Source organism: Herminiimonas sp. Marseille-P9896 (genome assembly GCF_903993245.1).
Lineage (GTDB): Bacteria > Pseudomonadota > Gammaproteobacteria > Burkholderiales > Burkholderiaceae_D > Oxalicibacterium > Oxalicibacterium contaminans.
On sequence record NZ_CAJEVT010000001.1, the window covers coordinates 855,464 to 877,462 of the forward strand.

The 21,999-nt window shown below is 55.8% G+C and carries 20 protein-coding genes and 1 other RNA gene; 18 read left to right on the forward strand and 3 right to left on the reverse strand.

The annotated features are described in order from the left end of the window. The 3 genes from H7U06_RS04210 to H7U06_RS04220 form a co-directional block, all read right to left on the reverse strand. Window positions 1-1,287, reverse strand: a complete 1,287-nt coding sequence (locus H7U06_RS04210) for a cytochrome c (RefSeq protein ID WP_175624920.1) — start codon at window positions 1,285-1,287, stop codon at window positions 1-3. A 12-nt stretch (window positions 1,288-1,299) separates the two neighbouring features. After that, the gene (locus H7U06_RS04215) at window positions 1,300-2,049 is read right to left on the reverse strand and encodes a cytochrome c4 (protein ID WP_254873122.1); all 750 of its coding nucleotides are present in this window, start codon (window positions 2,047-2,049) and stop codon (window positions 1,300-1,302) included. A 204-nt stretch (window positions 2,050-2,253) separates the two neighbouring features. Continuing rightward, window positions 2,254-3,669: a PLP-dependent aminotransferase family protein gene (locus H7U06_RS04220; protein WP_175624921.1), complete on the reverse strand. Its 1,416-nt coding sequence runs from the start codon at window positions 3,667-3,669 to the stop codon at window positions 2,254-2,256. Between the two features lie 116 nt (window positions 3,670-3,785). On the opposite strand from H7U06_RS04220, the gene rnpB reads away from it, so the two are divergent. The 18 genes from rnpB to ftsA all read left to right on the forward strand — a co-directional run bounded on the left by rnpB (window position 3,786) and on the right by ftsA (window position 21,970). Further along, an RNA gene (gene rnpB, locus H7U06_RS04225) (RNase P RNA component class A) lies at window positions 3,786-4,108 on the forward strand. A gap of 183 nt (window positions 4,109-4,291) precedes the next feature. Further along, window positions 4,292-4,846, forward strand: coding sequence for a fasciclin domain-containing protein (locus H7U06_RS04230; protein ID WP_175624922.1), 555 nt, complete (start codon window positions 4,292-4,294; stop codon window positions 4,844-4,846). Window positions 4,847-5,013: 167 nt separating this feature from the next. Next, on the forward strand, window positions 5,014-5,166 hold the full coding sequence (locus tag H7U06_RS04235; RefSeq protein WP_175624923.1) for a DUF3096 domain-containing protein: 153 nt from the start codon (window positions 5,014-5,016) through the stop codon (window positions 5,164-5,166). Window positions 5,167-5,235: 69 nt separating this feature from the next. Further along, window positions 5,236-5,739 carry a DUF4124 domain-containing protein gene (locus tag H7U06_RS04240; RefSeq protein WP_175624924.1) on the forward strand — a complete coding sequence of 168 codons (504 nt, stop codon included), beginning with the start codon at window positions 5,236-5,238 and terminating at the stop codon, window positions 5,737-5,739. 531 nt (window positions 5,740-6,270) lie between these two features. After that, the gene (gene mraZ / locus H7U06_RS04245; protein ID WP_124574501.1) at window positions 6,271-6,699 is read left to right on the forward strand and encodes a division/cell wall cluster transcriptional repressor MraZ; all 429 of its coding nucleotides are present in this window, start codon (window positions 6,271-6,273) and stop codon (window positions 6,697-6,699) included. Window positions 6,700-6,706: 7 nt separating this feature from the next. Beyond that, a complete protein-coding gene (gene rsmH / locus H7U06_RS04250; RefSeq protein ID WP_175625211.1) occupies window positions 6,707-7,687 on the forward strand; it encodes a 16S rRNA (cytosine(1402)-N(4))-methyltransferase RsmH in 981 nt (326 codons plus the stop codon). After that, window positions 7,684-7,956: a cell division protein FtsL gene (gene ftsL, locus H7U06_RS04255; RefSeq protein WP_175624925.1), complete on the forward strand. Its 273-nt coding sequence runs from the start codon at window positions 7,684-7,686 to the stop codon at window positions 7,954-7,956. The genes rsmH and ftsL overlap by 4 nt, the downstream gene beginning before the upstream one ends. Beyond that, complete coding sequence (locus H7U06_RS04260) at window positions 7,953-9,713, forward strand: penicillin-binding protein 2 (RefSeq protein WP_175624926.1); 1,761 nt, start codon at window positions 7,953-7,955, stop codon at window positions 9,711-9,713. Before ftsL ends, H7U06_RS04260 begins: the two co-directional genes overlap by 4 nt. Next, window positions 9,713-11,239, forward strand: a complete 1,527-nt coding sequence (locus tag H7U06_RS04265) for a UDP-N-acetylmuramoyl-L-alanyl-D-glutamate--2,6-diaminopimelate ligase (RefSeq protein WP_175624927.1) — start codon at window positions 9,713-9,715, stop codon at window positions 11,237-11,239. Before H7U06_RS04260 ends, H7U06_RS04265 begins: the two co-directional genes overlap by 1 nt. Next, the gene (gene murF / locus H7U06_RS04270) at window positions 11,239-12,606 is read left to right on the forward strand and encodes a UDP-N-acetylmuramoyl-tripeptide--D-alanyl-D-alanine ligase (protein ID WP_175624928.1); all 1,368 of its coding nucleotides are present in this window, start codon (window positions 11,239-11,241) and stop codon (window positions 12,604-12,606) included. Before H7U06_RS04265 ends, murF begins: the two co-directional genes overlap by 1 nt. A gap of 1 nt (window position 12,607) precedes the next feature. Further along, on the forward strand, window positions 12,608-13,777 hold the full coding sequence (gene mraY, locus H7U06_RS04275) for a phospho-N-acetylmuramoyl-pentapeptide-transferase (RefSeq protein ID WP_175624929.1): 1,170 nt from the start codon (window positions 12,608-12,610) through the stop codon (window positions 13,775-13,777). Continuing rightward, complete coding sequence (gene murD, locus H7U06_RS04280; protein ID WP_175624930.1) at window positions 13,777-15,273, forward strand: UDP-N-acetylmuramoyl-L-alanine--D-glutamate ligase; 1,497 nt, start codon at window positions 13,777-13,779, stop codon at window positions 15,271-15,273. The genes mraY and murD overlap by 1 nt, the downstream gene beginning before the upstream one ends. Next, a complete protein-coding gene (gene ftsW / locus H7U06_RS04285) occupies window positions 15,270-16,478 on the forward strand; it encodes a putative lipid II flippase FtsW (protein ID WP_175624931.1) in 1,209 nt (402 codons plus the stop codon). Before murD ends, ftsW begins: the two co-directional genes overlap by 4 nt. Next, entirely contained in the window at window positions 16,475-17,551 is a 1,077-nt protein-coding gene (gene murG / locus H7U06_RS04290) for an undecaprenyldiphospho-muramoylpentapeptide beta-N-acetylglucosaminyltransferase (RefSeq protein ID WP_175624932.1), read from the forward strand. The genes ftsW and murG overlap by 4 nt, the downstream gene beginning before the upstream one ends. After that, window positions 17,548-18,948: a UDP-N-acetylmuramate--L-alanine ligase gene (gene murC, locus H7U06_RS04295; RefSeq protein ID WP_175624933.1), complete on the forward strand. Its 1,401-nt coding sequence runs from the start codon at window positions 17,548-17,550 to the stop codon at window positions 18,946-18,948. Before murG ends, murC begins: the two co-directional genes overlap by 4 nt. An 8-nt stretch (window positions 18,949-18,956) precedes the next feature. Continuing rightward, on the forward strand, window positions 18,957-19,934 hold the full coding sequence (locus H7U06_RS04300; protein WP_175624934.1) for a D-alanine--D-alanine ligase: 978 nt from the start codon (window positions 18,957-18,959) through the stop codon (window positions 19,932-19,934). Window positions 19,935-19,959: 25 nt separating this feature from the next. Then, window positions 19,960-20,727 (forward strand): cell division protein FtsQ/DivIB, encoded by a 768-nt coding sequence (locus H7U06_RS04305; RefSeq protein WP_175624935.1) that lies wholly within the window; start codon window positions 19,960-19,962, stop codon window positions 20,725-20,727. A gap of 10 nt (window positions 20,728-20,737) precedes the next feature. After that, a complete protein-coding gene (gene ftsA, locus H7U06_RS04310) occupies window positions 20,738-21,970 on the forward strand; it encodes a cell division protein FtsA (protein WP_175624936.1) in 1,233 nt (410 codons plus the stop codon). Window positions 21,971-21,999: the final 29 nt, after the last annotated feature.

A 21,999-nucleotide genomic window follows, 5' to 3' on the forward strand; every position in this document is an offset into this window, starting at 1 on the left:
TTAACGTGAGCGATAACGATTGACATCGTTGGGTGAGACCGCGCTAGCCTGGTTGCCCCAGGAATTGCGGATGTAGGTCACGACAGAGGCGACTTCTTCATCCGTCATCGAGTGACCGTATGGTGGCATGCCGTAAGGACGCGGATTGCCTGCGGTACTCGGGGCATAGCCGCCATGCAAGACCATGCGGATGGCATTGGTCGCAACCGGTGTGGTGATCGCACGGCTACCGGCCAGTGCCGGATAGATGGAGGCTACACCTTTGCCGGATTCCTGATGACAGCTGGCGCACTGGTTTTCATACAACTTGGCACCGGCCTTGATCATGTTTTTCTTGGTTTCATCCGGGATGCTTTCAGCTGTCACTGCCGGTGCCGCGATTTGTTGCGGTAGTGATTTCAGGTAAACCGCCATCGCCTTGATGTCTTCATCCTTCGCATATTGCAGGCTGCCGAATACGACTTCTGCCATCGGCCCGCTGACGGAGCGGCTTGGTGCGACGCCGGTTTTCAGCAGTGCTGCCAGGTGTTCGGTTTCCCATTTGCCGAGGCTGGTCGGGGCGTCACCATTCAATGGCGGTGCGTACCAGTTCAGCACTGGGATCATGCCGCCGCCGAGTTCTGCTTTCAGGTCGGTACCGCCGAGGCTATCGCGCGGGGTATGGCAGGCACTGCAATGGCCCAGGCCCTGTGCCAGATAAGCACCGCGATTCCATTCCACCGATTGTTTGTCATCATTCGCGTACTGGCCGGGACGGAAGTAGAGCGCACGCCAGACATAGAGTGCGAGACGGTTGTCGTAAGGGGAGCGCAGCTCAGGTGCGCGATTCGGCTGACTGACCGCAGGCAGGGTTTGCAGGTAAGCGAAGATGGCATCCGAATCTGCGCGCGTGACCTTGGTGTAGTTGGTGTACGGGAAGGCCGGATAGAGCAGGCTGCCGTCTTTCGATTTACCGTTGTGCATCGCTTGCCAGAAATCGTCGCTATTCCATTTGCCCAGACCGGTTGCGTCATCCGGCGTCAGGTTGGATGTATAGATATTGCCAAACGGGGTCGGTACCGCACGGCCACCAGCATAGGACTCGCCGCCGCGCGCGGTGTGGCAGCTCATGCAATTGCCGACGCGTGCGAGGTAGGCACCTTGTACCAGTTGCTGGGCCGGATCGGCAGGTGGCACCGACGGCTGGTCGAGGTCAGGGTTGCGATTGGCGAGGAATAGCCAGACGATGAAGACCGTGAAGATGCCGAGCAGCAGAGCAAAAAGGCGGAGGAGATAGGATCGTTTCATGGGTCTGCTTCCCTACGGTGCGAGTTTGCCGCATTCCAGCGGGAGCTTGGCCGTGATGGCGGGGGCTGGCGAGGCATCGGCCGGTACGCGCTGTTCGGACAACCAGGCGGCGGCGGCACTGATATCTTCCGCACTCATTTTTTTGACGATGTCGGCCATGCAGTCCGGCTTGGCGGCGTGGCGCGTGCCTATCTTCCATGCGCCTATTTGGCCCAGCAGATAGTCACGCGGCAAACCGATCAGGCCGGGGATGGCAGGTGCGGTGCCGGTCATTTTTGCGCTATGGCAGGCGACGCAGGCCGGTATACCTTTGGCTTTGTCACCGTCATGCACCAGGCGACGACCCCGTTCCAGTTCAGCAGGATTTGATTGCGAGGCTTGCGGTTCGGGGTAGGGCGGATGCTGATCGGAGAAGTATTGTGCGATTTCGCGCAGGTAGGTATCCGACATGTTTTCCAGCATGGCGGTCATGACCGGATAAGTCCGTTTGCCGTCGCGGAAGTTGATGAGCTGGTTATATAGATAGCCGGCTGGTTTGCCTGCAATGCGTGGATAGTAGCCGTCGCTGCCGGCGCGGCCTTCCTTGCCGTGGCACACCACACAGGCAGCCACGCGTTGCGCGATGGTGTCGGGGATTTTGCCGGTGTCGGGAGCCGCGTCCGCTGCAGCAATTGCAGTACCGGCGGCAAGAACGAGGCTGGCGGCGGCGAGCACTCGGAGCAAGGCTGAGCATGGACTACGCATGGTGTGCGATGCACTCATTGTTATAGGTCTCTGGTGGGCTGAGGGCAGGATGATGCGCGCTAGCTCCTCTGCAGCTTGTCGGATTTTCTACATGATACTGCAAGGGTAAGGGGGTAAGGCTGCTTTGCCTAGCATCAGTAGCTGCGCAAAAAACCATAGCAGTTTGCGCACAAATGCCTGATCACCATTTTGTGATGATTAAAAAGGTATGGTTGCGCAGGCTCAGGCCATCTTTTGTACCAATGCGCCCAGGGTTGCGAGTGCGGTCTCGCTGCGTTCATCCCACGTATGGCCATAGTTCAGGCGTATGCAATTGGTGAAACCGTGATGGGCGGAGAAGATAGGTCCCGGTGCAATGCTGATGCCCATTGCCAGCGCCTGCCGATGCAATTCCAGTGCATTGACTTCAGCAGGTAGTTCCAGCCACAGGAAATATCCGCCTTTGGGCCGTGTCGCCTGTGTACCCGGCGGAAAGTAGCGGGCGATCGCTTCCATGAAGAGTGTTTGCTGGACCGACAGTGTGTGGCGCAACTGGCGCAGGTGTTTGTCGTAGCCGCCTTTTTCCAGATAGGTGGCGAGTGCTGCCTGTGCCGGAGCGGAAGCGGCCAGCGTCGTGGTCAGCTTGTGGCGCGCCACGGCACGAGTAAAACGGCCGGGTGCAGCCCAGCCGACACGATAGCCGGGAGCCAGGCATTTGGAGAAAGACGAGCAATGCATGACCAGGCCTTTGCTGTCATAGGCCTTGGCCGGCATCGGTCGTTTGTCGCCGAAGTAGAGTTCGCCGTAGACATCGTCTTCGATCAGCGGGATTTCATGTTGTGTCAGCAACTTGACGAGGTCGCGTTTTTTTTCATCCGGCATCAGGCTGCCGAGTGGGTTCTGGAAGGTACTCATCAGCCAGCATGCTTTTGGCTGGTGCCGTTCGATGGCGCGTGCCAGCGCTGCGAGGTCTATGCCTTCACGCGGATGGGTAGGTACTTCTATCGCGTGCAGGCTGTTGCGTTCCAGTGCCTGCAATGCGGCATAAAAGGTAGGTGACTCGACCAGTACTGCGTCGCCGGGACGCGTCACTGCGCCTAGGCACAGGTTGAGCGCGTCCAGCGCACCGTTGGTGATGACGATTTCATCGCTATGTATATGCAAACCGTCAGCCAGATAGCGCAAGGCGATCTGGCGCCGCAATTGCGGATTGCCCGGCGTCAGGTCATCGACGGCGCTCCACGGATCGAGTTGCTGCACGCTGGATGCCATCGCCCGCGCCAGCCTGGCCATAGGGAATAGCAAAGGACTGGGGAACGCCGAGCCGAACGGCACTAGGTCGCGCATCTTCGCGGATTCCAGGACTTCAAACACGCGTTCACTGATGTCGACAGGCGATGACGCTTCGTCCGGCTGCGAGGCCTGTTCCGGTTCCGGCGGTAATTTCTGCGCGGCACCGGCTACGTAGTAACCGGAGCGTTCGCGCGCCCGTATCAGGCCGCGTGCTTCCAGCAGGTAGTAAGCCTGGAAGACGGTGGATGGGCTGACCGCGCGACTGGTGCTGGCCTGGCGTACTGAAGGCAGACGATCACCCATGCGCAAGACGCCATCCTGTATGGATTGCGCGAGTTCGGCGGCGAGCGTTTCGTACAATTTCATGTAATGAATCTCTGCGTGCAGGGGGATGGGTGAAATCAGGATAAATTTCTATCGCGCAAGTGCATGATAAAACATTATTCGCGCTTGCCGACGCTTGCTGGACTACAATGTCGGCTGAAGTAAGCCAAGACAACCGCTGGCTGTCATTTCGGTGATGGCGGGAGGAAGGTCCGGACTCCATAGAGCAGGGTGACGGTTAACGGCCGTCCGCCGTGAGGCGAGGAATAGGGCCACAGAGACGAGCGTATTAAGTTACGGTGAAACGCGGTAACCTCCACTCGGAGCAATTCCAAATAGGCACGCGTTGACGTTGCTCGCGGAGCGTGCGGGTAGGAAGCTTGAGCCGTGGAGTAATTCACGGCCTAGAGGAATGGTTGTCATAACGCATGGGCTTGCCCATGTGTCGTAACAGAATCCGGCCTATCGGCTTGCTTCAACTTCTATGCAAAACGGTGCGATGAAAGTCGCACCGTTTTTTTTTGCGCCATCGGTATGGCCATGCAGCCAGTTAAGTTGCTGCAGGTATATATGCAGGCAAATACATACGCACATAGTTGAATCTGTCCGTGTCGGGACGCCGTATATCACTACGCAATCCTGCACACTCCGGAAGGAAACGATCATGCGCAAACTTTCTTATGCCTTGCTGCTGTCCGCCTCACTCGCTTCAGTTTCATTCGTTTATGCTGCCGATGCCGTCATGGTCGGTGGGCAAAGCATGCTGCCCAGCAAGGATATTGTTGATAACGCAGTGAATTCAGCCGATCACACTACCTTGGTCGCTGCCGTGAAAGCAGCGGGCCTGGTTGATACCCTGAAAGGGAAAGGCCCGTTCACTGTATTCGCGCCAACCAATGCTGCGTTCGGCAAATTACCCGCCGGTACGGTAGAGAATCTGGTCAAGCCGGAAAACAAGGCAACCCTGACAAAAATCCTGACCTATCACGTGGTACCCGGCAAATATGACTTTGCTGCTCTCGAAAAAGCCATCAAGAAAAACAAAGGCAGCGCACAACTGGCAAGCGCCAATGGTGCAAAACTGACCTTTGTCATGAATGGCAAACACAATATCAATGTGAAGGATGACAGCGGTAATACGGCCAGTATCAGTACCTATGATGTGTATCAATCTAACGGTGTGATCAACGTGATCGATACGGTTCTGCTGCCGAAATAAATAAATCCTGATGCGATGCCTGAGGGTGTTGCTTGGCGCGCGATCGTTACCGATTGCGCGCTTTTTTATTTGCGACATGGTGCGCTGTGCAAGCGAACGAGCGATGCGGATAGGGTAAGCTTCTGCCGCAAGAATTTGCCTTGACGGTTTACATATAGGAGTCTGCCTTGAATCTGCATATTACCCTCGCACCACTGCTCGCCCTGATCTCCGGTATCCTGATTTTGCTGATGCCGCGTTTGCTGAATTTCATCGTGGCCTTGTACCTGATCGTGATCGGTCTCATCGGCTTGTTCGGCACCGGTCACTTCTTCCGCTGAGATGACGTGGGCATGCGCGTTACAGGCATGCTATAAAGCTATTACCTGTCCGCGTATACAAGGCGACTCATGGCACACACCTTCCTTACTTTTATCGCTTGCTGCTGCATGGCGTCGGCCGTGCATGCAGATGAAATCTATCGCTGGGTAGATGAAAAAGGGCGTACCCAGTTTTCGGACCAGGTGCCTGAGCGTTACCGGAATGCGGCGACCCGGGTCGATACCAATCCTTCCGAACTGACTGATGCGCAGCGCCAGGATGCGGCGGTACGTGCAGCGCGTGAAAAAGCGATGGTGGAACGTGCGAATGAAGAGCGGCCAGCGCCGCCGCAACCGGCAGGAGCGGTGATGGGGGCGCGTGACAGCCTGACGCAGAAGCAGCTCGATTGCGAACGCATGCAACGCGAGTATCGTGAAAGCCAGGAGTGCTTTGCTCCATTCATCATACGTGGCCGCGATGGTCGTCCGCGTCGACGTGGTGCAGCAGTGCGGGAGGAAGCTTTCCTGTACTGTAAACCAGTACCTGATCCGTCGGCCCAATGTGGTTCGCCGCCGCAATATATCGGACAGTAAAATCCGGTTTGGCAGGACGGTGGCGAATTGTTAAATTGGCCTGTTTAAATGGTGCAAATTAGGCAATAAAACAACCTTGTTTTTGCGTTGCATCATATTCTTTTGATATCAAATGCTGTGGTCCGCAGCGAAATTTTCGATATTAGCCAAGAAATCGGCATTAAGCCGATTTTTCCGCGATCTTGACGACAAGACGCACCAAAATCCTACAGAAATTTCCCCATCGTGCACTGCGTTTTCCTGGATAAACACATGTGTTTATCTGAAGTGCCACTTTCACTATCAATCATAAGTGCTTAATTCTTAGAGGTATTTCATTTACATGTTGCGTCAACGTAATGCGCTAAGTCCTTGACTTCATTGAAAAAATTCTTGTTTTTACCCCTGAATATCGCTTGACCGGTAATGGTGCATCCTCTAAAGTGGGCGACAGTGTGAAAAAGTGTTTATTTGTGGGTATTTGAAACGTAAAAAATAAACACGGAATCCACCCGATTCAGCATGTAAAACGTACAAAAAAAGGATTTCAGGGTGTTTCAAGGCGCGTCCTCTCTCAATCTCGATGCCAAAGGCCGGATGACTATTCCGTCGCGGCATCGTGACGCACTGCTTTTGCAGTGTGAGGGTCGTGTCACCCTGACCAAACATCCGCACGGCTGCCTGCTGTTCTTCCCGCGCCCGGTATGGGAAACCCATCGCGAACAAATCGCTGCATGGCCTATGTCTGCGCGCGCGTGGCAACGAATTTTCCTCGGTAATGCTTCTGACGTAGAGATGGATGGCGCTGGTCGCATCCTGATCGCGCCTGAATTGCGTTCGGCGGTAGGTATGACGCGTGACGTGATGTTGCTCGGTATGGGTAGCCATTTCGAGATTTGGGATGCGGCGAAACTGGCGGAAAGCGAAGCGGCGGCCGTAGCCAACGGCATGCCGGATGTACTCAACGATTTTTCTTTCTGACGCCGTGATGAATGCAGATGCGGTGCAGCAATACCAGCACCGTACGGTGTTGCTGGATGAGGCGGTCGATGCGCTGGCGCTGAGTGGTGATCGCGTCAACGGCGTGTACGTCGACGGCACCTTCGGGCGCGGCGGGCATAGCCGCAAGATTTTGCAGCAGCTTGGTAGTGGTGGTCGTTTGCTGGCCTTTGACAAGGATACGCAAGCGATAGCCAATGCAGCGACGATCAGTGACCAGCGTTTTGAGATTGCGCACGACAGTTTTGCAACCTTGAGTGAGGCTTTGGCTGTACGCGGTATCAAGCAGGTGGATGGAGTATTGCTGGACCTGGGGATTTCGTCACCGCAAGTTGACGATGCGACGCGTGGTTTCAGTTTTCGCGCAGACGGGCCGCTCGATATGCGCATGGATACAACGCGCGGCATGTCGGCAGCGGAGTGGCTGGCGACGGAAACTGAACAAAAAATCGAGAAAGTGATACGAGATTATGGGGAAGAACGGTTTGCTTTTCAGATTGCAAAGGCGATTGTTGCTCGCAGGGCAGTCGAGCCAATTTCAAGCACACGACAGCTTGCCGAGATCGTGGCACGCGCCGTCAAAACCCGCGAGAAAGGCAAAGACCCGGCCACTCGCACCTTTCAGGCTATCCGGATTTTCATCAATCAGGAGCTTGAAGAACTCGAAGTAGTCTTGAACGAGGCATATCGGTATCTGGCCCCGCATGGGAGATTGGTTGTGATCAGCTTTCATTCTTTGGAAGATCGCATCGTCAAGCAGTTCATGGCCGGCAAAGCGAATGTGCCGCAGCCAGACCGTCGCCTCCCGATTCGTGCCATCGATTTGCCGCAACCAGAAATGAAGCTGTTGTCCCGCGTAAAACCATCCGCTGCAGAAATCAGTGAAAACCCACGCGCGCGTTCCGCCGTGATGCGGGTCGCTGAGCGTCTGTCGCCTGCTGGTGTTGCACCATCCGGGAGTGCAGCATGAGCGGCCGCATCTGTTTTGTCTTCACCCTGATCCTGGTCGCCTGCGCGTTGTCGGTCGTCAATGCGCATTATCAATTCCGTCGTCTCTTCATCGAACTCGAACGTGCCCAGGCACAAGCGCGCCAGCTCGACATTGAATGGGCGCAGCTGCAACTCGACCAATCCACACTCGGCAAACACGCGCGTATCGAAGGCAACGCACGCCGTGATTTGCGCATGGTGCCGGTAACACCGGCCAGCACGCAGTACCTGACGATGGGGGCTAAATGACGCGTAGTACGTCGCGCACTGCCGCATCCAAGGGCGTGCCATTCTCGTCGAACCCGGTACTGGCAACCAAGTTGCCAGCCTGGCGTTCGCGGGTCGTGCTATTCCTGATTTTCGCTGCTTTCCTGACGCTGGCAGGTCGCGCCTTGTGGTTGCAGGGCATGTCGACCGAGTTCCTGCAAAAGCAGGGCGCTTCGCGTTACGCGCGTACGCTGGAGCTGCCTGCTACCCGCGGCAAGATTACCGATCGCAATGGCCAGGTACTGGCTTCGTCTATCCCGGTGCGTGCAGTCTGGGCGATCCCGGAAGATGTACTGGAATCGCCACCGGAAAAATTGCAGGCACTGGCCAAGTTGCTGGATATGCCAGAACGTGAATTGCGCCGCAAGCTGGATTCGGATCGTACCTTCGTCTATCTGAAGCGTCAGGTTGAGCTCGACACCGTCGACAAAATCCTCAAGCTCGGTATCGCTGGTATCGACACCCGTAAAGAATACAAGCGCTATTACCCTGAAGGCGAAGTCATGGCGCACATCGTCGGCTTCACCAATGTCGAAGACAAAGGCCAGGAAGGCATGGAGCTGGCCTATCAAAAGACCCTAGTTGGTGTGACTGGCAGCCGTCGCGTTATCAAGGATAGACTGGGTCGTATCGTCGAGGATATCGAATCGGTGCGCGAGCCGCATGATGGCAAGGACCTGGCTTTGTCGATAGACAGCAAGATCCAGTACATCGCATTCACCGCCCTGAAAGAAGCCGTCGAAGAGAATAAAGCTAAGGCTGGCGGCATCGTTGTGCTCGATGCAAAAACCGGTGAAGTACTGGCGCTGGCCAACCTGCCAACTTACAACCCGAACAACCGTTCCGTGCTGACCGGCGCGCAACTGCGTAATCGCGTGATTACCGATACTTTCGAGCCAGGTTCGACCATGAAGCCGTTTTCGGTTGGACTCGGACTGGAAACCAAGCGCGTCACACCTAACACCATGATCCAGACCGCGCCGGGCAAGATGACTATCGGTACCGCCACCATTGGCGATGCCCATGCATCCGGTTTGTTGTCGGTGTCACAGGTGATACAGAAATCATCAAACATAGGCACTGCAAAAATTGCGCTGCAAATGGAACCGCATGAAATGTGGGACATGTTCACCAGCATAGGTCTTGGTCAGCAGCCTAAGATCAATTTCCCTGGTGCAGTAGCCGGACGGGTCCGACCCTATAAATCCTGGCGTCCGATTGAACAAGCCACCATGAGTTATGGGCACGGTATATCCGTGTCTTTGTTGCAATTGGTGCATGCGTATACAGTCTTCGCACGCGACGGTGATTTGATTCCGATCACCTTCCAGCGCGCTACCGACCAGCCTATCGGTGAACGTATTTTCAGCCCGACTACTGCGCGTCAGATGCGCGGCATGCTGGAGATGGCGGCGGGTCCGGCTGGGTCAGCTCCACGGGCACAAGTGCCGGGTTATCGCGTCGCTGGTAAAACCGGTACCGCTTACAAAATTGAAAAAGGCCAGTACGTGCGGAAGTATGTGTCTTCCTTCGTGGGCTTTGCGCCGGTATCCGATCCACGCATCATTATTGCCGTGATGATCGATGAGCCGGGCGCAGGTAAGCACTACGGTGGTCAGGTTGCAGCGCCGGTCTTCGCGACCGTGACGGCAAATGCCTTGCGCTCGATGAACGTGGCGCCGGATTCCAGCGTGACCAATATCATCATCCCGGCTGGTTCGGAACAGGAGAATATGTAATGTCTATCCTGACCACGACCGCACTCGCAAACATCCTCGACTGGCTGGCCGCTAACGCGCCCAAGGCCGAGCTCGCGTCTGATTCGCGTCGTATTGCGCAGGGCGATGCTTTCTTTGCCTATCCTGGTGACGAAGCCGATGGTCGCAACTACATCGCCAACGCGATCGAGCGTGGCGCACAGGCAGTAATCTATGAAGCTGCCGGTTGCACCTGGGATGCGGAATGGAATGTGCCGCACCTGGCGGTCGAAGATTTGAAAACGCATGCAGGCGAAATCGCCGCAGCGTATTACGCCCATCCTGATCGTTCGATGTTTACCGTCGCGATCACCGGTACCAATGGCAAAACCTCATGTGCGCAATGGCTGGGCAATGCCTTGTCGCGCCTCGGTCAACCGACGGCAGTGATAGGTACGCTCGGTATCGGCATCTATACCAATGGCGGAGCGGGTGATTTTGACGTCACCGGTTACACCACGCCGGATGCAGTCTTGCTGCAACGCTCGTTGGTCAATGTACGCAATCTCGGTGCAAGCGCGCTGGCAATAGAAGCGTCGTCCATCGGTTTGCATCAGGGGCGCTTGTCCGGCATGCACTTCGACATGGCCTTGTTCACCAACTTCACGCGCGATCACCTGGATTACCACGGTGATATGGCGGCTTATGAAGAAGCCAAGGCGATGCTGTTCGACTGGCCGGGATTACAACACGCGGTCATCAATCTGGATGATGCGATGGGTCTGCGCTTGGTGCAGCGCTTGCAAGGAAAGCAAGCCGATACCGCGATTACAGGTTACACACTGGGCGCGCAAACAGTCGATGGTATTGCACTGTTGCGCGCAACGGATATCCGCAGCAGCCAGAGCGGTACTACTTTCCATCTCGAAGCAGAGGCGGGTAGTGCACAAGTCAAAACGCAACTGGTGGGCCAGTTCAATGTCAGCAATGTGCTGGGCATCATCGGCATCCTGCTGGCGAAAGGCGTGAGCCTGCATGATGCAGTCAACGCCATCGAGGCTCTGACAGCAGTGCCAGGCCGCATGCAGCAACTCGGCGGCGGTGAAGCACCGCTGGTCGTGATTGACTATGCGCACACGCCAGACGCGCTGGAAAAAACACTGGCTACCTTGCGCAATGTCGCAAATGACCGCGGTGGCGAGCTGTGGTGTGTGTTTGGTTGCGGCGGTGACCGCGATCCGGGCAAGCGTCCGCAAATGGGCAAGGTCGCAATGGCGGCTGACCATATCGTGGTGACGACAGACAATCCGCGCAATGAAGAGCCGACCGCCATCATCAGCGACATCGTGGCTGGCATCACTACACCTAAAAATGCACCACAAATCATAGAGGATCGCGCCAGCGCGATTCTGTGGGCCGGACGTCATGCAGCACGACACGACGTTATCCTGCTGGCGGGTAAAGGACATGAAGCCTATCAGGAAGTGAAAGGCCGCAAATTACCTTTCCTCGACGCCGACCATGCCGCACTGGCTTTGTCGACACGTGTCATGCAGGGAGCGAGCTAATGAACTCTACATTAGCCATCCTCCAGTCTGCACTGCAAGGTGCACGCATGACGGCTGACGCAGCTTTTGATGGTGTCTCGACTGACAGCCGCACTGTAGGCGAGGGTAATTTGTTCGTTGCTTTGCGCGGTGAGCGCTTTGATGCGCACGACTTCCTGCCTCAAGTGGCGGAGCACAAAGTCGCAGCCGTGGTGGCAGAAACCGTACCGGCAGGCCTGACAGTGCCAGCGTTGATTGTGCCGGATACCCGCGTTGCGCTCGGGCAGATCGCGCATTACTGGCGTCAGCAATACGCGATACCTGTGATTGGCGTGACCGGGAGCAATGGCAAAACCACGGTCAAGGAAATGATCGCGGCGATTCTGGAAGCAGCATGCGGTGTCGATAACTATCTGGCGACACGCGGTAACTTCAATAACGACATCGGCGTGCCTTTGACGCTGATGCGCTTGCAAAAGTCTTGCAAAGCCGCGGTGATCGAACTGGGTATGAACCATCCGGGTGAAATCGCCGTGCTGTCCGCGATTGCGCGTCCGACGGTAGGCCTGGTGAATAACGCACAGCGCGAACATCAGGAATTCATGGAGAGCGTGGAAGCGGTTGCCAAGGAAAACGGTGCGGTACTGGCTGGCTTGCCAGCTGACGGCATCGCGGTATTTCCGGCAGATGACGAATTCACGCCTTTGTGGCGCACGCTGGCAGCGCAGCGCAAGGTGCTGACTTTCGGTTTCTCGGATGATGCAGACGTACGCTGCAGCTACAGCGCGAACGCCTTCGGCAGCGATATGGAAGTAACGGCGGGGCGTCAGCAATTCAGCCTGGCACTGGCTGCTGCCGGTGTGCATAACGTCCGCAATGCGCTGGCAGCGATCGCTTGCACACTGGCGATTGGTATTTCGACCGATGCCATCGTGCGCGGCTTGCAGGCGTTTGCACCTGTCAGTGGTCGTTTGCAACGCAAGCATGCAGCGAATGGCGCACTGGTCATAGACGACACCTATAACGCCAATCCGGACTCGGTACGTGCTGCGATCGATGTGCTGGCGCAGATGTCGGCGCCACGCATCCTGGTCCTCGGAGATATGGGCGAAGTCGGTAATGACGGTCAGCAGTACCACGAAGAAATCGGTGCGTATGCACGTACTAAAGGTATACAGCATGTGCTCGCACTGGGCGATATGACGCGTTACATCGTCAGCGCCTTCGGTAGCGGCGCACATCACTACGACAGCGTAGAAGAATTAAACAATGCATTGGCTGGAATCTTTACGGCGGATGCAACGGTGCTGGTTAAAGGTTCGCGTTTCATGAAGATGGAGCGCGTGGTCCAGCACTTACTCGGTCAACAAACTCAGGAAGCCCATTAATATGCTGCTCTGGCTGGCACAATATTTTCAAGACGAACTAGGGCCACTGCGGGTCTTTAACTTTATTACTTTCCGCGCGGTGTTCGCGACCCTGACTGCGCTGGTCATCGGCCTGGTCACTGGGCCGGCCGTGATACGCATGCTGACCCGCCTGAAAGTCGGACAAGCAGTGCGCACCGACGGCCCGCAAACACATCTGGTGAAAAGCGGTACGCCTACCATGGGTGGCGTGTTGATCCTGGTTTCCATCGGCATTTCGACTTTGCTCTGGACTGATCTCAGCAACCGCTTTATCTGGGTCGTGTTGATCGTGACGCTGGGCTTTGGTGCGATTGGCTGGGTCGATGATTACCGCAAGGTGGTCTATAAAGATCCGAAAGGCATGGCTTCGCGTGAGAAGTACATGTGGCAGTCCATCATCGGTTTGTTTGCCGCTATCTATCTGGCGTTCTCGGTCTCGGCACCGAGCAATTCGCAATTCCTCGATCTGTTTGTGGCATGGGTACAGTCCGGCTTCAGCATGGACTTGCCACCTAAAGCCGATCTGATCGTTCCTTTCTTTAAAACCATCAGCTATCCGCTGGGCGTCTGGGGCTTTATCGCACTGACTTACTTCGTCATCGTCGGCACCAGCAATGCAGTCAACCTGACCGACGGCCTCGATGGCCTGGCGATCATGCCGACCGTGATGGTGGGTACCGCGCTGGGTTTGTTTGCTTACCTGACCGGTAGCGCCAACTATTCCAAATACCTGTTCATTCCGCATATCCCGGGTGCAGGCGAATTGATTATTTTCTGCGGTGCGATGGCCGGTGCGGGTTTGGCTTTCCTCTGGTTCAACGCACATCCGGCGCAAGTTTTCATGGGCGACGTCGGTGCGCTGGCATTGGGTGGTGCGCTCGGCACCATCGCCGTCATCGTGCGCCAGGAAGTTGTGCTCTTCATCATGGGCGGCATCTTCGTGGTGGAAACACTGTCCGTCATGTTGCAGGTGGCCTACTTCAAGTACACCAAGATGCGCACCGGTATCGGTAAGCGCGTGTTGCTGATGGCGCCTTTGCACCATCACTTTGAACAAAAAGGCTGGAAAGAAACACAAGTCGTGGTGCGCTTCTGGATCATCACGATGATGCTGGTGTTGTTTGGTTTGTCTACTTTGAAATTACGCTAATGAACTACGCAGGTAAACACGTTCTGGTTTTAGGGCTCGGTGAATCCGGGCTGGCGATGGCGCAATGGCTGGTCCGTTGCGGCGCGTCTTTGCGTGTTGCCGATACGCGTGAGCAACCGGATCGCCTGCCGCAGTTGCGCGAGATCGCACCGCAAGCCGAGTTCATCGCAGGTACATTTGATGCCGCCTTGCTGGAAGGAATCGATTTCGTTGCCGTCAGCCCTGGCCTGATGCCAGCGCGCGAACTGGCCGCGATTATTCCAGCCGCCGCAGAAAAAGAAATCCCGGTCTGGGGCGAGATCGAGCTGTTCGCGCAGGCCCTGGCTGCACTGAAAGAAGAAAAAGAGTACGCACCGAAAGTCATCGCTATCACCGGCACCAATGGCAAAACCACGGTCACCAGCCTGGTTGGTTTGTTGTGCCAGCGTGCGGGTTTGACGGTGCAGGTGGCGGGCAATATCAGCCCGGCAGCACTGGATAAATTGCATCAGGTGCTGGCCGATGATCAATTGCCGCAAGTCTGGGTGCTGGAGTTGTCCAGCTTCCAGTTGCATACGACTTACAGCCTGCAAGCCGATGTCGCTACCGTCCTGAACCTGACCCAGGATCATCTCGACTGGCATGGCGACATGGCCGCTTACGCCGATGACAAGGCACGTATCTTCGGCAGCAACACGATACGCGTGCTGAATCGCGACGATGCGCTGGTTATGCACATGGCTAGTCCGCTGGCGAAAGTCATCACCTTTGGTGCAGATGAAGCAGAGCAGGCAGATTGCTTCGGCCTGGTCGATGAAAACGGCATGCGCTGGTTGTCGGTTGCGGTAGAGGAAGAAGAGCCGCAAAAGAAACGCCGTAAGAAAGACAATGTCGAGCTGGCCGTATCGACCAATAAATTGATGCCGGTGGATGCACTCAAGATCCGTGGTCAGCACAATGCGATCAATGCCTTGTCGGCACTGGCGCTGTGCCGTTCGATAGGCTTGCCGTTTGCCCAGTTGCTGCACGGCTTGCGTGAGTATCACGGCGAGCCGCATCGGGTTGAACATGTGATGACCATAGGTGGCGTTGATTACTACGACGACAGCAAAGGTACCAACGTCGGCGCGACCGTGGCGGCCTTGAATGGTTTGGGTGCGAGCCAGGACGGCGCTTCCAATCATCTGGTGCTGATCGCTGGTGGTGATGGCAAAGGACAGGATTTTTCGCCACTGGCGGATCCGGTCGCCAAATATGCGCGTGCCGTGCTGCTGATCGGCAAGGATGCCGACAACATACGTGCAGCCTTGCAGGCGACCAGCGTGGAATTGATCAACTGCGCGACTTTGCAGGAAGCAACCCAGAAAGCCGCGGAACTGGCACAAGCGGGCGATGCAGTCTTGTTGTCGCCAGCATGCGCTAGCCTGGATATGTTCAAAAACTATGCGCATCGGGCGCAGGTTTTTGTTGATGAAGTACGTGAAATCGGTTTGTCGCGTGGCGAGGTCTCTGCATGAAATTCGCCTTCCCATCATTCTCCGGCGCAGCGGCTAAAAAAGCCGTGACCAGTCTCGACCAGCGTTCGAAGATGATGGCTTACGACCAGCCTTTGGTGTGGGTGGTCGTGTTGCTGATGTTGTTTGGCATGGTGATGGTGTACTCGGCTTCGATTTCGCTGCCCGATTCGCCGAAGTATGCGCGTTACGACAATGCGCACTTCCTGACCCGCCAGGCGATGTTTATCAGTGTGTCGCTGTTTGCTGGTTTGCTGGCTTTCCGCGTACGCATAGAAACCTGGCAAAAGCTGGCGCCTTACCTGTTTGTGGCGACGCTGATTTTGCTGGTGCTGGTATTGGTGCCGGGCGTAGGTAAAGGCGTGAATGGTGCGCGTCGCTGGTTGTCGTTCAAGGTCTTCAACCTGCAACCGTCCGAGCTGATGAAGTTGTTCGTGGTTTTGTATGCAGCTGATTACACAGTGCGTAAGCAGCAGTACATGCACAAGCTGACCAAAGGCTTTATGCCGATGACGCTGGCGATAGGTTTCGTTGGTTTGCTCTTGCTGCTGGAACCGGATTTGGGCGCGTTCGGTGTGATCGTGTGTATCGCGATGGGTATTTTGTTCCTCGGCGGTATCAACGGTATCTGGTTTGGTGGCATAGGCGCGACGCTGGTCGGTATTTTCAGCATGGTGATTATCTTGTCACCGTGGCGGCGCGAACGAATATTTGCTTACCTGAATCCGTGGGATGAAGAGAATGCATTGGGCAAGGCGTATCAGTTGTCGCACTCGCTGATCGCATTTGGTCGTGGTGAATTGTTTGGAGTCGGCCTCGGCGGCAGCGTGGAGAAACTGCATTACTTGCCGGAAGCGCATACCGACTTCTTGCTGGCGGTGATTGGTGAAGAGCTCGGTTTTGTTGGTGTGCTGGTGGTGGTGGCGCTGTTCTATTGGCTGATCAAGCGTGCATTTGAAATCGGCCGCCAGGCGATTGCGATTGATTTGACGTTTGCCGGTTTGACGGCGAAGGGCATAGGTATCTGGATAGGTGTGCAGGCTTTCATCAATATGGGCGTGAACCTTGGCTTGCTGCCGACCAAGGGTTTGACGCTGCCATTGATGAGCTATGGCGGTTCGGGTGTGCTGATTAACTGCATAGGTTTGGCGATCCTGCTGCGTATCGATTATGAAAATCGCGTCCTGATGCGCGGAGGTCGTATATGAAACGACTCGTGATCATGGCGGCAGGTACGGGCGGACATATTTTCCCGGGACTCGCGATAGCGGAAACGATGAAGGCGCGCGGCTGGCAAGTGAGCTGGCTCGGCACTTCGCACGGCATGGAGCGTGAGCTGGTGCCTAAAGCGGGCGTCGAGATGGACACCATCGAGTTCAGCGGCCTGCGCGGTAAAGGTTTGCGTCACACGATTACCGGTGCGTTCAAGCTGGTGGCGAGTTTTGCGACTTGCTTCTCCATCCTGAAGCGTCGCAATCCGGGCATTGTGCTGGGCATGGGCGGTTATGTGACAGTGCCTGGCGGTTTCATGGCGAAACTGCGTGGTGTGCCGGTAGTGTTGATTAATGCGGATGCTGCTCTGCAGTTGTCGAACAAGACTTTGACGCCGGTGGCCGAGCGCGTGTTGTTTGGCTTCCCGGCTGATTTTGGTCCGGCTGCCAGCAAGGCTTTGGTGACTGGTAATCCGGTGCGTCAGGAAATCATTTCGTTGCCGACGCCGGCCGAGCGCTATGCACAGCACAGCGGTCCTTTGAAGGTGCTGGTAGTGGGTGGCAGCCTGGGTGCAAAAGCTTTGAACGATGCGATGCCTTTGGCTTTGGCGATGTTGCCAGCCGGGCAGCGACCAGTGGTTACGCATCAATCGGGTAAGAAGAATATAGATGCTTTACGCGCTAATTATGCGCAAGCAGGAGTGGAAGCAGAAGTTCTCGATTTTATCGATGACATGCCGCGTCGTTATGCAGAAGCAGATCTGGTGATTTGCCGTGCTGGTGCGATTACGGTGTCGGAATTGACCGCTGCGGGTGTGGCCAGTGTGCTGGTGCCTTTGCTGGTATCGACCACGACCCATCAACGTGATAACGCGCAGTGGATGGAAAAACAAAATGCGGCGATACACCTGCCGCAAAGTGAATTAAGCGCGCAGGGTTTGGCAGAACTGCTGCAAAACATGACGCGCGAGAAATGCAAGCAAATGGCCGAGGCAGCGTATGCCCAGGGTCGCCGCGATGCGAATGCCGCTATCGCCGATGTACTTGAAAAGTTAGTGAAGATCACATGAAGCACAAAGTCAAAAATATTCATTTCGTCGGCATCGGCGGCAGCGGTATGAGTGGTATCGCTGAAGTGCTGCTGAATCTCGGCTACACGGTGTCAGGCTCCGACCTCGGCAGCAATGCCGCGACCCGTCGCCTGAGCGAGCTGGGTGCGAAAGTGATGCTGGGCCACGCGGCTGAGAATGTGGAAAAAGCAGATGCGATCGTCACTTCGACCGCAGTCAAGGAAGACAATCCGGAAGTCATCGCTGCCCGTGAAAAGCACATTCCTATCGTGCCGCGTGCTGTGATGCTGGCTGAGCTGATGCGCCTGCGTCGCGGTATCGCGATTGCCGGTACCCACGGCAAGACCACGACTACCAGCCTGGTTGCCAGTGTATTGGCCGAGGGTGGCCTGGACCCGACGTTTGTGATTGGTGGTTTGCTTAATAGCGCAGGTGCGAATGCCAAGCTCGGTACCGGTGAATTCATCGTGGCTGAAGCCGATGAGTCGGACGCGTCCTTCCTCAATCTGTCGCCGGTGATCGAAGTCATTACGAACATCGATGCCGACCATATGGAAACTTATGGTCACGACTTTGAAAAACTGAAGCAGGCTTTCATCGAATTCACGCAACGCCTGCCGTTCTACGGCGTTGCAGTGCTGTGCCTGGACGATGCGACGATACGCGAAATCATGCCGCGTATCTCCAAGCTGATCACGACATACGGCTTCCATGAAGATGCGCAAGTACGCGCGATTGACGCGCAAGCCATCGATGGTCATATGCATTTCACCGTGTTGCAGCAAGGTTATGCGCCGATGAAAGTCAGCCTGAACCAACCTGGCATGCATAACGTACAGAACGCCTGTGCCGCGATTGCGATTGCACGCGAACTGGGTGTCGCTGATCAGGCGACACAAAAAGCACTGACCGAATTCAATGGTGTGGGCCGTCGCTTCACACGCTATGGAGAAATAAGCATCCCGGCTGTCAACGACAAGCCTGCTGGCTCGTTTGCTCTGGTGGACGATTACGGCCATCACCCGGTGGAAACCGCAGCAACGATAGCAGCAGCGCGTGGTGCTTATCCGGGGCGTCGCCTGGTGCTGGCATTCCAGCCGCATCGTTATACGCGTACCCGTGATTTGTTCGAGGACTTCGTCAAGGTCTTGTCGACTACCGACATGCTGGTGCTGGCGGAAGTGTATGCAGCAGGAGAGCAGCCTATCGTTGCCGCCGACGGACGTACGCTGGCGCATGCGTTGCGGGTGGCGGGCAAGGTAGACCCGGTGTTCGTGGAAAAGATAGCCGATATGCCGGCGACCATCATGAACATCATCAAGGATGGTGATGTGGTGATCACGATGGGTGCAGGATCGATTAGTGGCGTGCCAGCCAAATTGGCAAAGCCTGAGTGAAGAAGATCATGACTACAGAGCAAATGAAAAAGGAATTTGGCAAGGTCGGCGTACTGTTCGGCGGCCGCTCTGCCGAGCGCGAGGTTTCGCTGATGTCGGGCAAGGGGGTATTGGCAGCCTTGCAATCGAAAGGCATAGATGCGCATCCGTTTGATCCGGCTGAGCGCAGCCTGGCGGAACTGGCAGCGGAAAAATTTGATCGCGTTTTTATCGCGCTGCATGGCCGCTTTGGCGAAGACGGCAGCCTGCAGGGTGCGCTGGAACAGCTGGGTATTCCATACACCGGACCGGGGGTAATGGCGTCGGCGATTGCGATGGATAAAGTGATTACCAAGCGTGTGTGTCTGAGCCACGGTGTGCCTACACCGAAGTTCACCGCGCTGGAAGTGGAAGCGACTACGCCAGAACAGTTGCAGGCAATCGCAGCCGAGTTCGGTATGCCGCTGATGCTGAAGGCGCCGCATGAAGGTTCGACCATAGGTATCGCCAAGGTTGAAACAGCGGCAGGCATGCAGGCCGGTTTTGATTTGTGCGCCAAATACGATGATGTGGTGCTGGTTGAGCAATTCGTCAAAGGACGTGAATTGACCGTGCCGGTACTGGGTAGTGGTCGCAATGCACGCGCGTTACCGATAGTTGAAATCATCGCGCCGCAAGGTAACTACGATTACGAGCACAAGTACTTCAGTGATGACACTCAATACCTGTGCCCGGCACCGTTCGATGATGCATTTACCAAGCGGGTACAGGCATTGGCGGTCAACGCCTTCAATGCCGTCGGTTGCACCGGCTGGGCGCGGGTGGATTTCCTGGTGCGTGAATCGGATAACGAGCCATTCCTGTTGGAGATTAATACTTCGCCGGGCATGACTGGTCACTCGCTGGTGCCGATGTCGGCCAAGGTGGCGGGTACTGCTTATGAAGATTTGTGCGTGGAAATTTTGCGTATGGCCAAGCTGGGCCTGAAACCAGTGCAGCACAAGTAATTGAGACGGAACGATAGATAACGCTATGTGGCAAGACATCAGAACCCTGAACGCAACCGCCAATGCCTTGTTCGGCCTGGTCGCGCTCGCGCTGGTTTCTTGCTGCCTGTGGTGGGTCGCGCAACGGCCTTATTTCACCCTGAAGGTGATACGCATAGAAGGTGCGGAGCAGGCGCAGTTGCGGCATATCAATCCGCTTACCGTACGCAGTGCAGTGCTGGCACGTATCAAGGGCAATTTCTTTACGGCCAATCTGGATACGGTACGTCAGACATTTGAATCAGTACCTTGGGTACGCAAGGCAACGATACGTCGTGACTGGCCGAACCAATTGACGGTGACGCTGGAAGAGCACACACCGCTCGGTACCTGGGGTGAAGACGGACGTTTGTTGTCGACCAAGGGCGATGTATTTACCGCCAACCTGGCCGAGGCGGAAGAGGATACCAACCTGCTGACCTTCAATGGTCCGCCGGGAAGTGAAAAAGAAGTGGTGGCGCGCCTGAATGATTTGAATGAATGGTTCGCGCCGTTGAATTTAAGTGCCGAGGCACTTTCATTGTCGGGGCGCTATGCGTGGACTGTGAAGCTGAGCAATGGCGTGACAGTGGAGTTTGGCAGGGAGAAAAGCAGTACGACTTTGAAGGAACGCGTGGATCGATTGGTGGGGATATATCCGCAATTGCTCGCACGTTTGCAGGACAGGATAGAAAGTATTGATATGCGTTATCCGAACGGATTGGCCCTGAAGGCGCAGGGTTTGAAGGTCGGATCGGACAGTAAAAAAAAGTAAGTGGAAAAACATGACTAAAGACGCAAAAAACCTGATCGTCGGTCTCGACATCGGCACCTCGAAAGTGGTGGCTGTAGTGGCGGAAGTAATGCCCAACGGCCGACACGAAGTGATTGGTCTGGGCCAGCACGAATCCAAGGGGCTGAAGAAGGGGGTGGTCGTTAATATCGAAGCGACCGTCGAATCGATACAGCGCGCACTGGAAGAAGCAGAGCTGATGGCGGACTGCAAGATCCGCAATGTGTATACCGGTATCGCCGGTAACCACATCCGCAGCTTCAATTCCAGCGGCATGGTGGCGATCAAGGATAAGGAAGTCACGGCGACCGATGTTGCACGCGTGATCGAAACCGCGAAAGCCGTCAATATCCCGACCGACCAGCAATTGCTGCACACCGTGCCGCAGGAATTCATTGTCGATAATCAGGAAGATGTGCGTGAACCTATCGGCATGAGCGGCATCCGACTCGAGGTGAAGGTACACATCGTGACCGGTGCTGTTTCCGCAGTGCAGAACATCGTCAAATGTATCCGTCGTTGCGGTCTCGAAGTATCCGATCTGATTTTGCAGCCTATGGCTTCAGCCGAAGCGGTGCTGACGGCAGACGAAAAAGAATTGGGCGTGGTGTTGATTGATATCGGTGGCGGTACGACCGATGTTGCGATCTTCACCGAAGGTGCGATCCGTCATACCGCAGTGATCCCGATTGCCGGTGACCAGATCACCAACGATATCGCGATGGCGGTACGTACGCCGACTGCGGAAGCAGAAGAGATCAAATTGCGTTACGGCATGGCCAAGCAAGTGCTGGCTGATCCGGCCGAAACGCTGGAAGTACCCGGCCTCGGTGATCGCGGTACCCGCGCCTTGTCACGCCAGGCTTTGGCTGCAGTGATCGAGCCGCGTATTGAAGAATTGTTTTCGCTGGTGCATCAGGTGGTGCGTGAATCCGGTTACGAAGAAGTGCTGTCATCCGGCATCGTGCTGACCGGTGGTACCGCGATGATGCCGGGTATGGCAGAACTGGCAGAAGATATTTTCTTAAAGCCTGCGCGTTTGGGTACGCCCGAATACAACGGCCAGTTGGCAGATGTAGTCCGTAGTCCGCGGTATGCAACCGTATTGGGTTTGTTGTTGGAAGCGAAAAAGCAGTACCTGCGTGGACACATCGTCACGCGTCAGGATGGCTCGACGGTGGCAATTTTCCGTCGCATGAAGGAATGGTTTTTAGGTAATTTTTAAGTTGGTATTTACGCAGTAAGTATTTAATT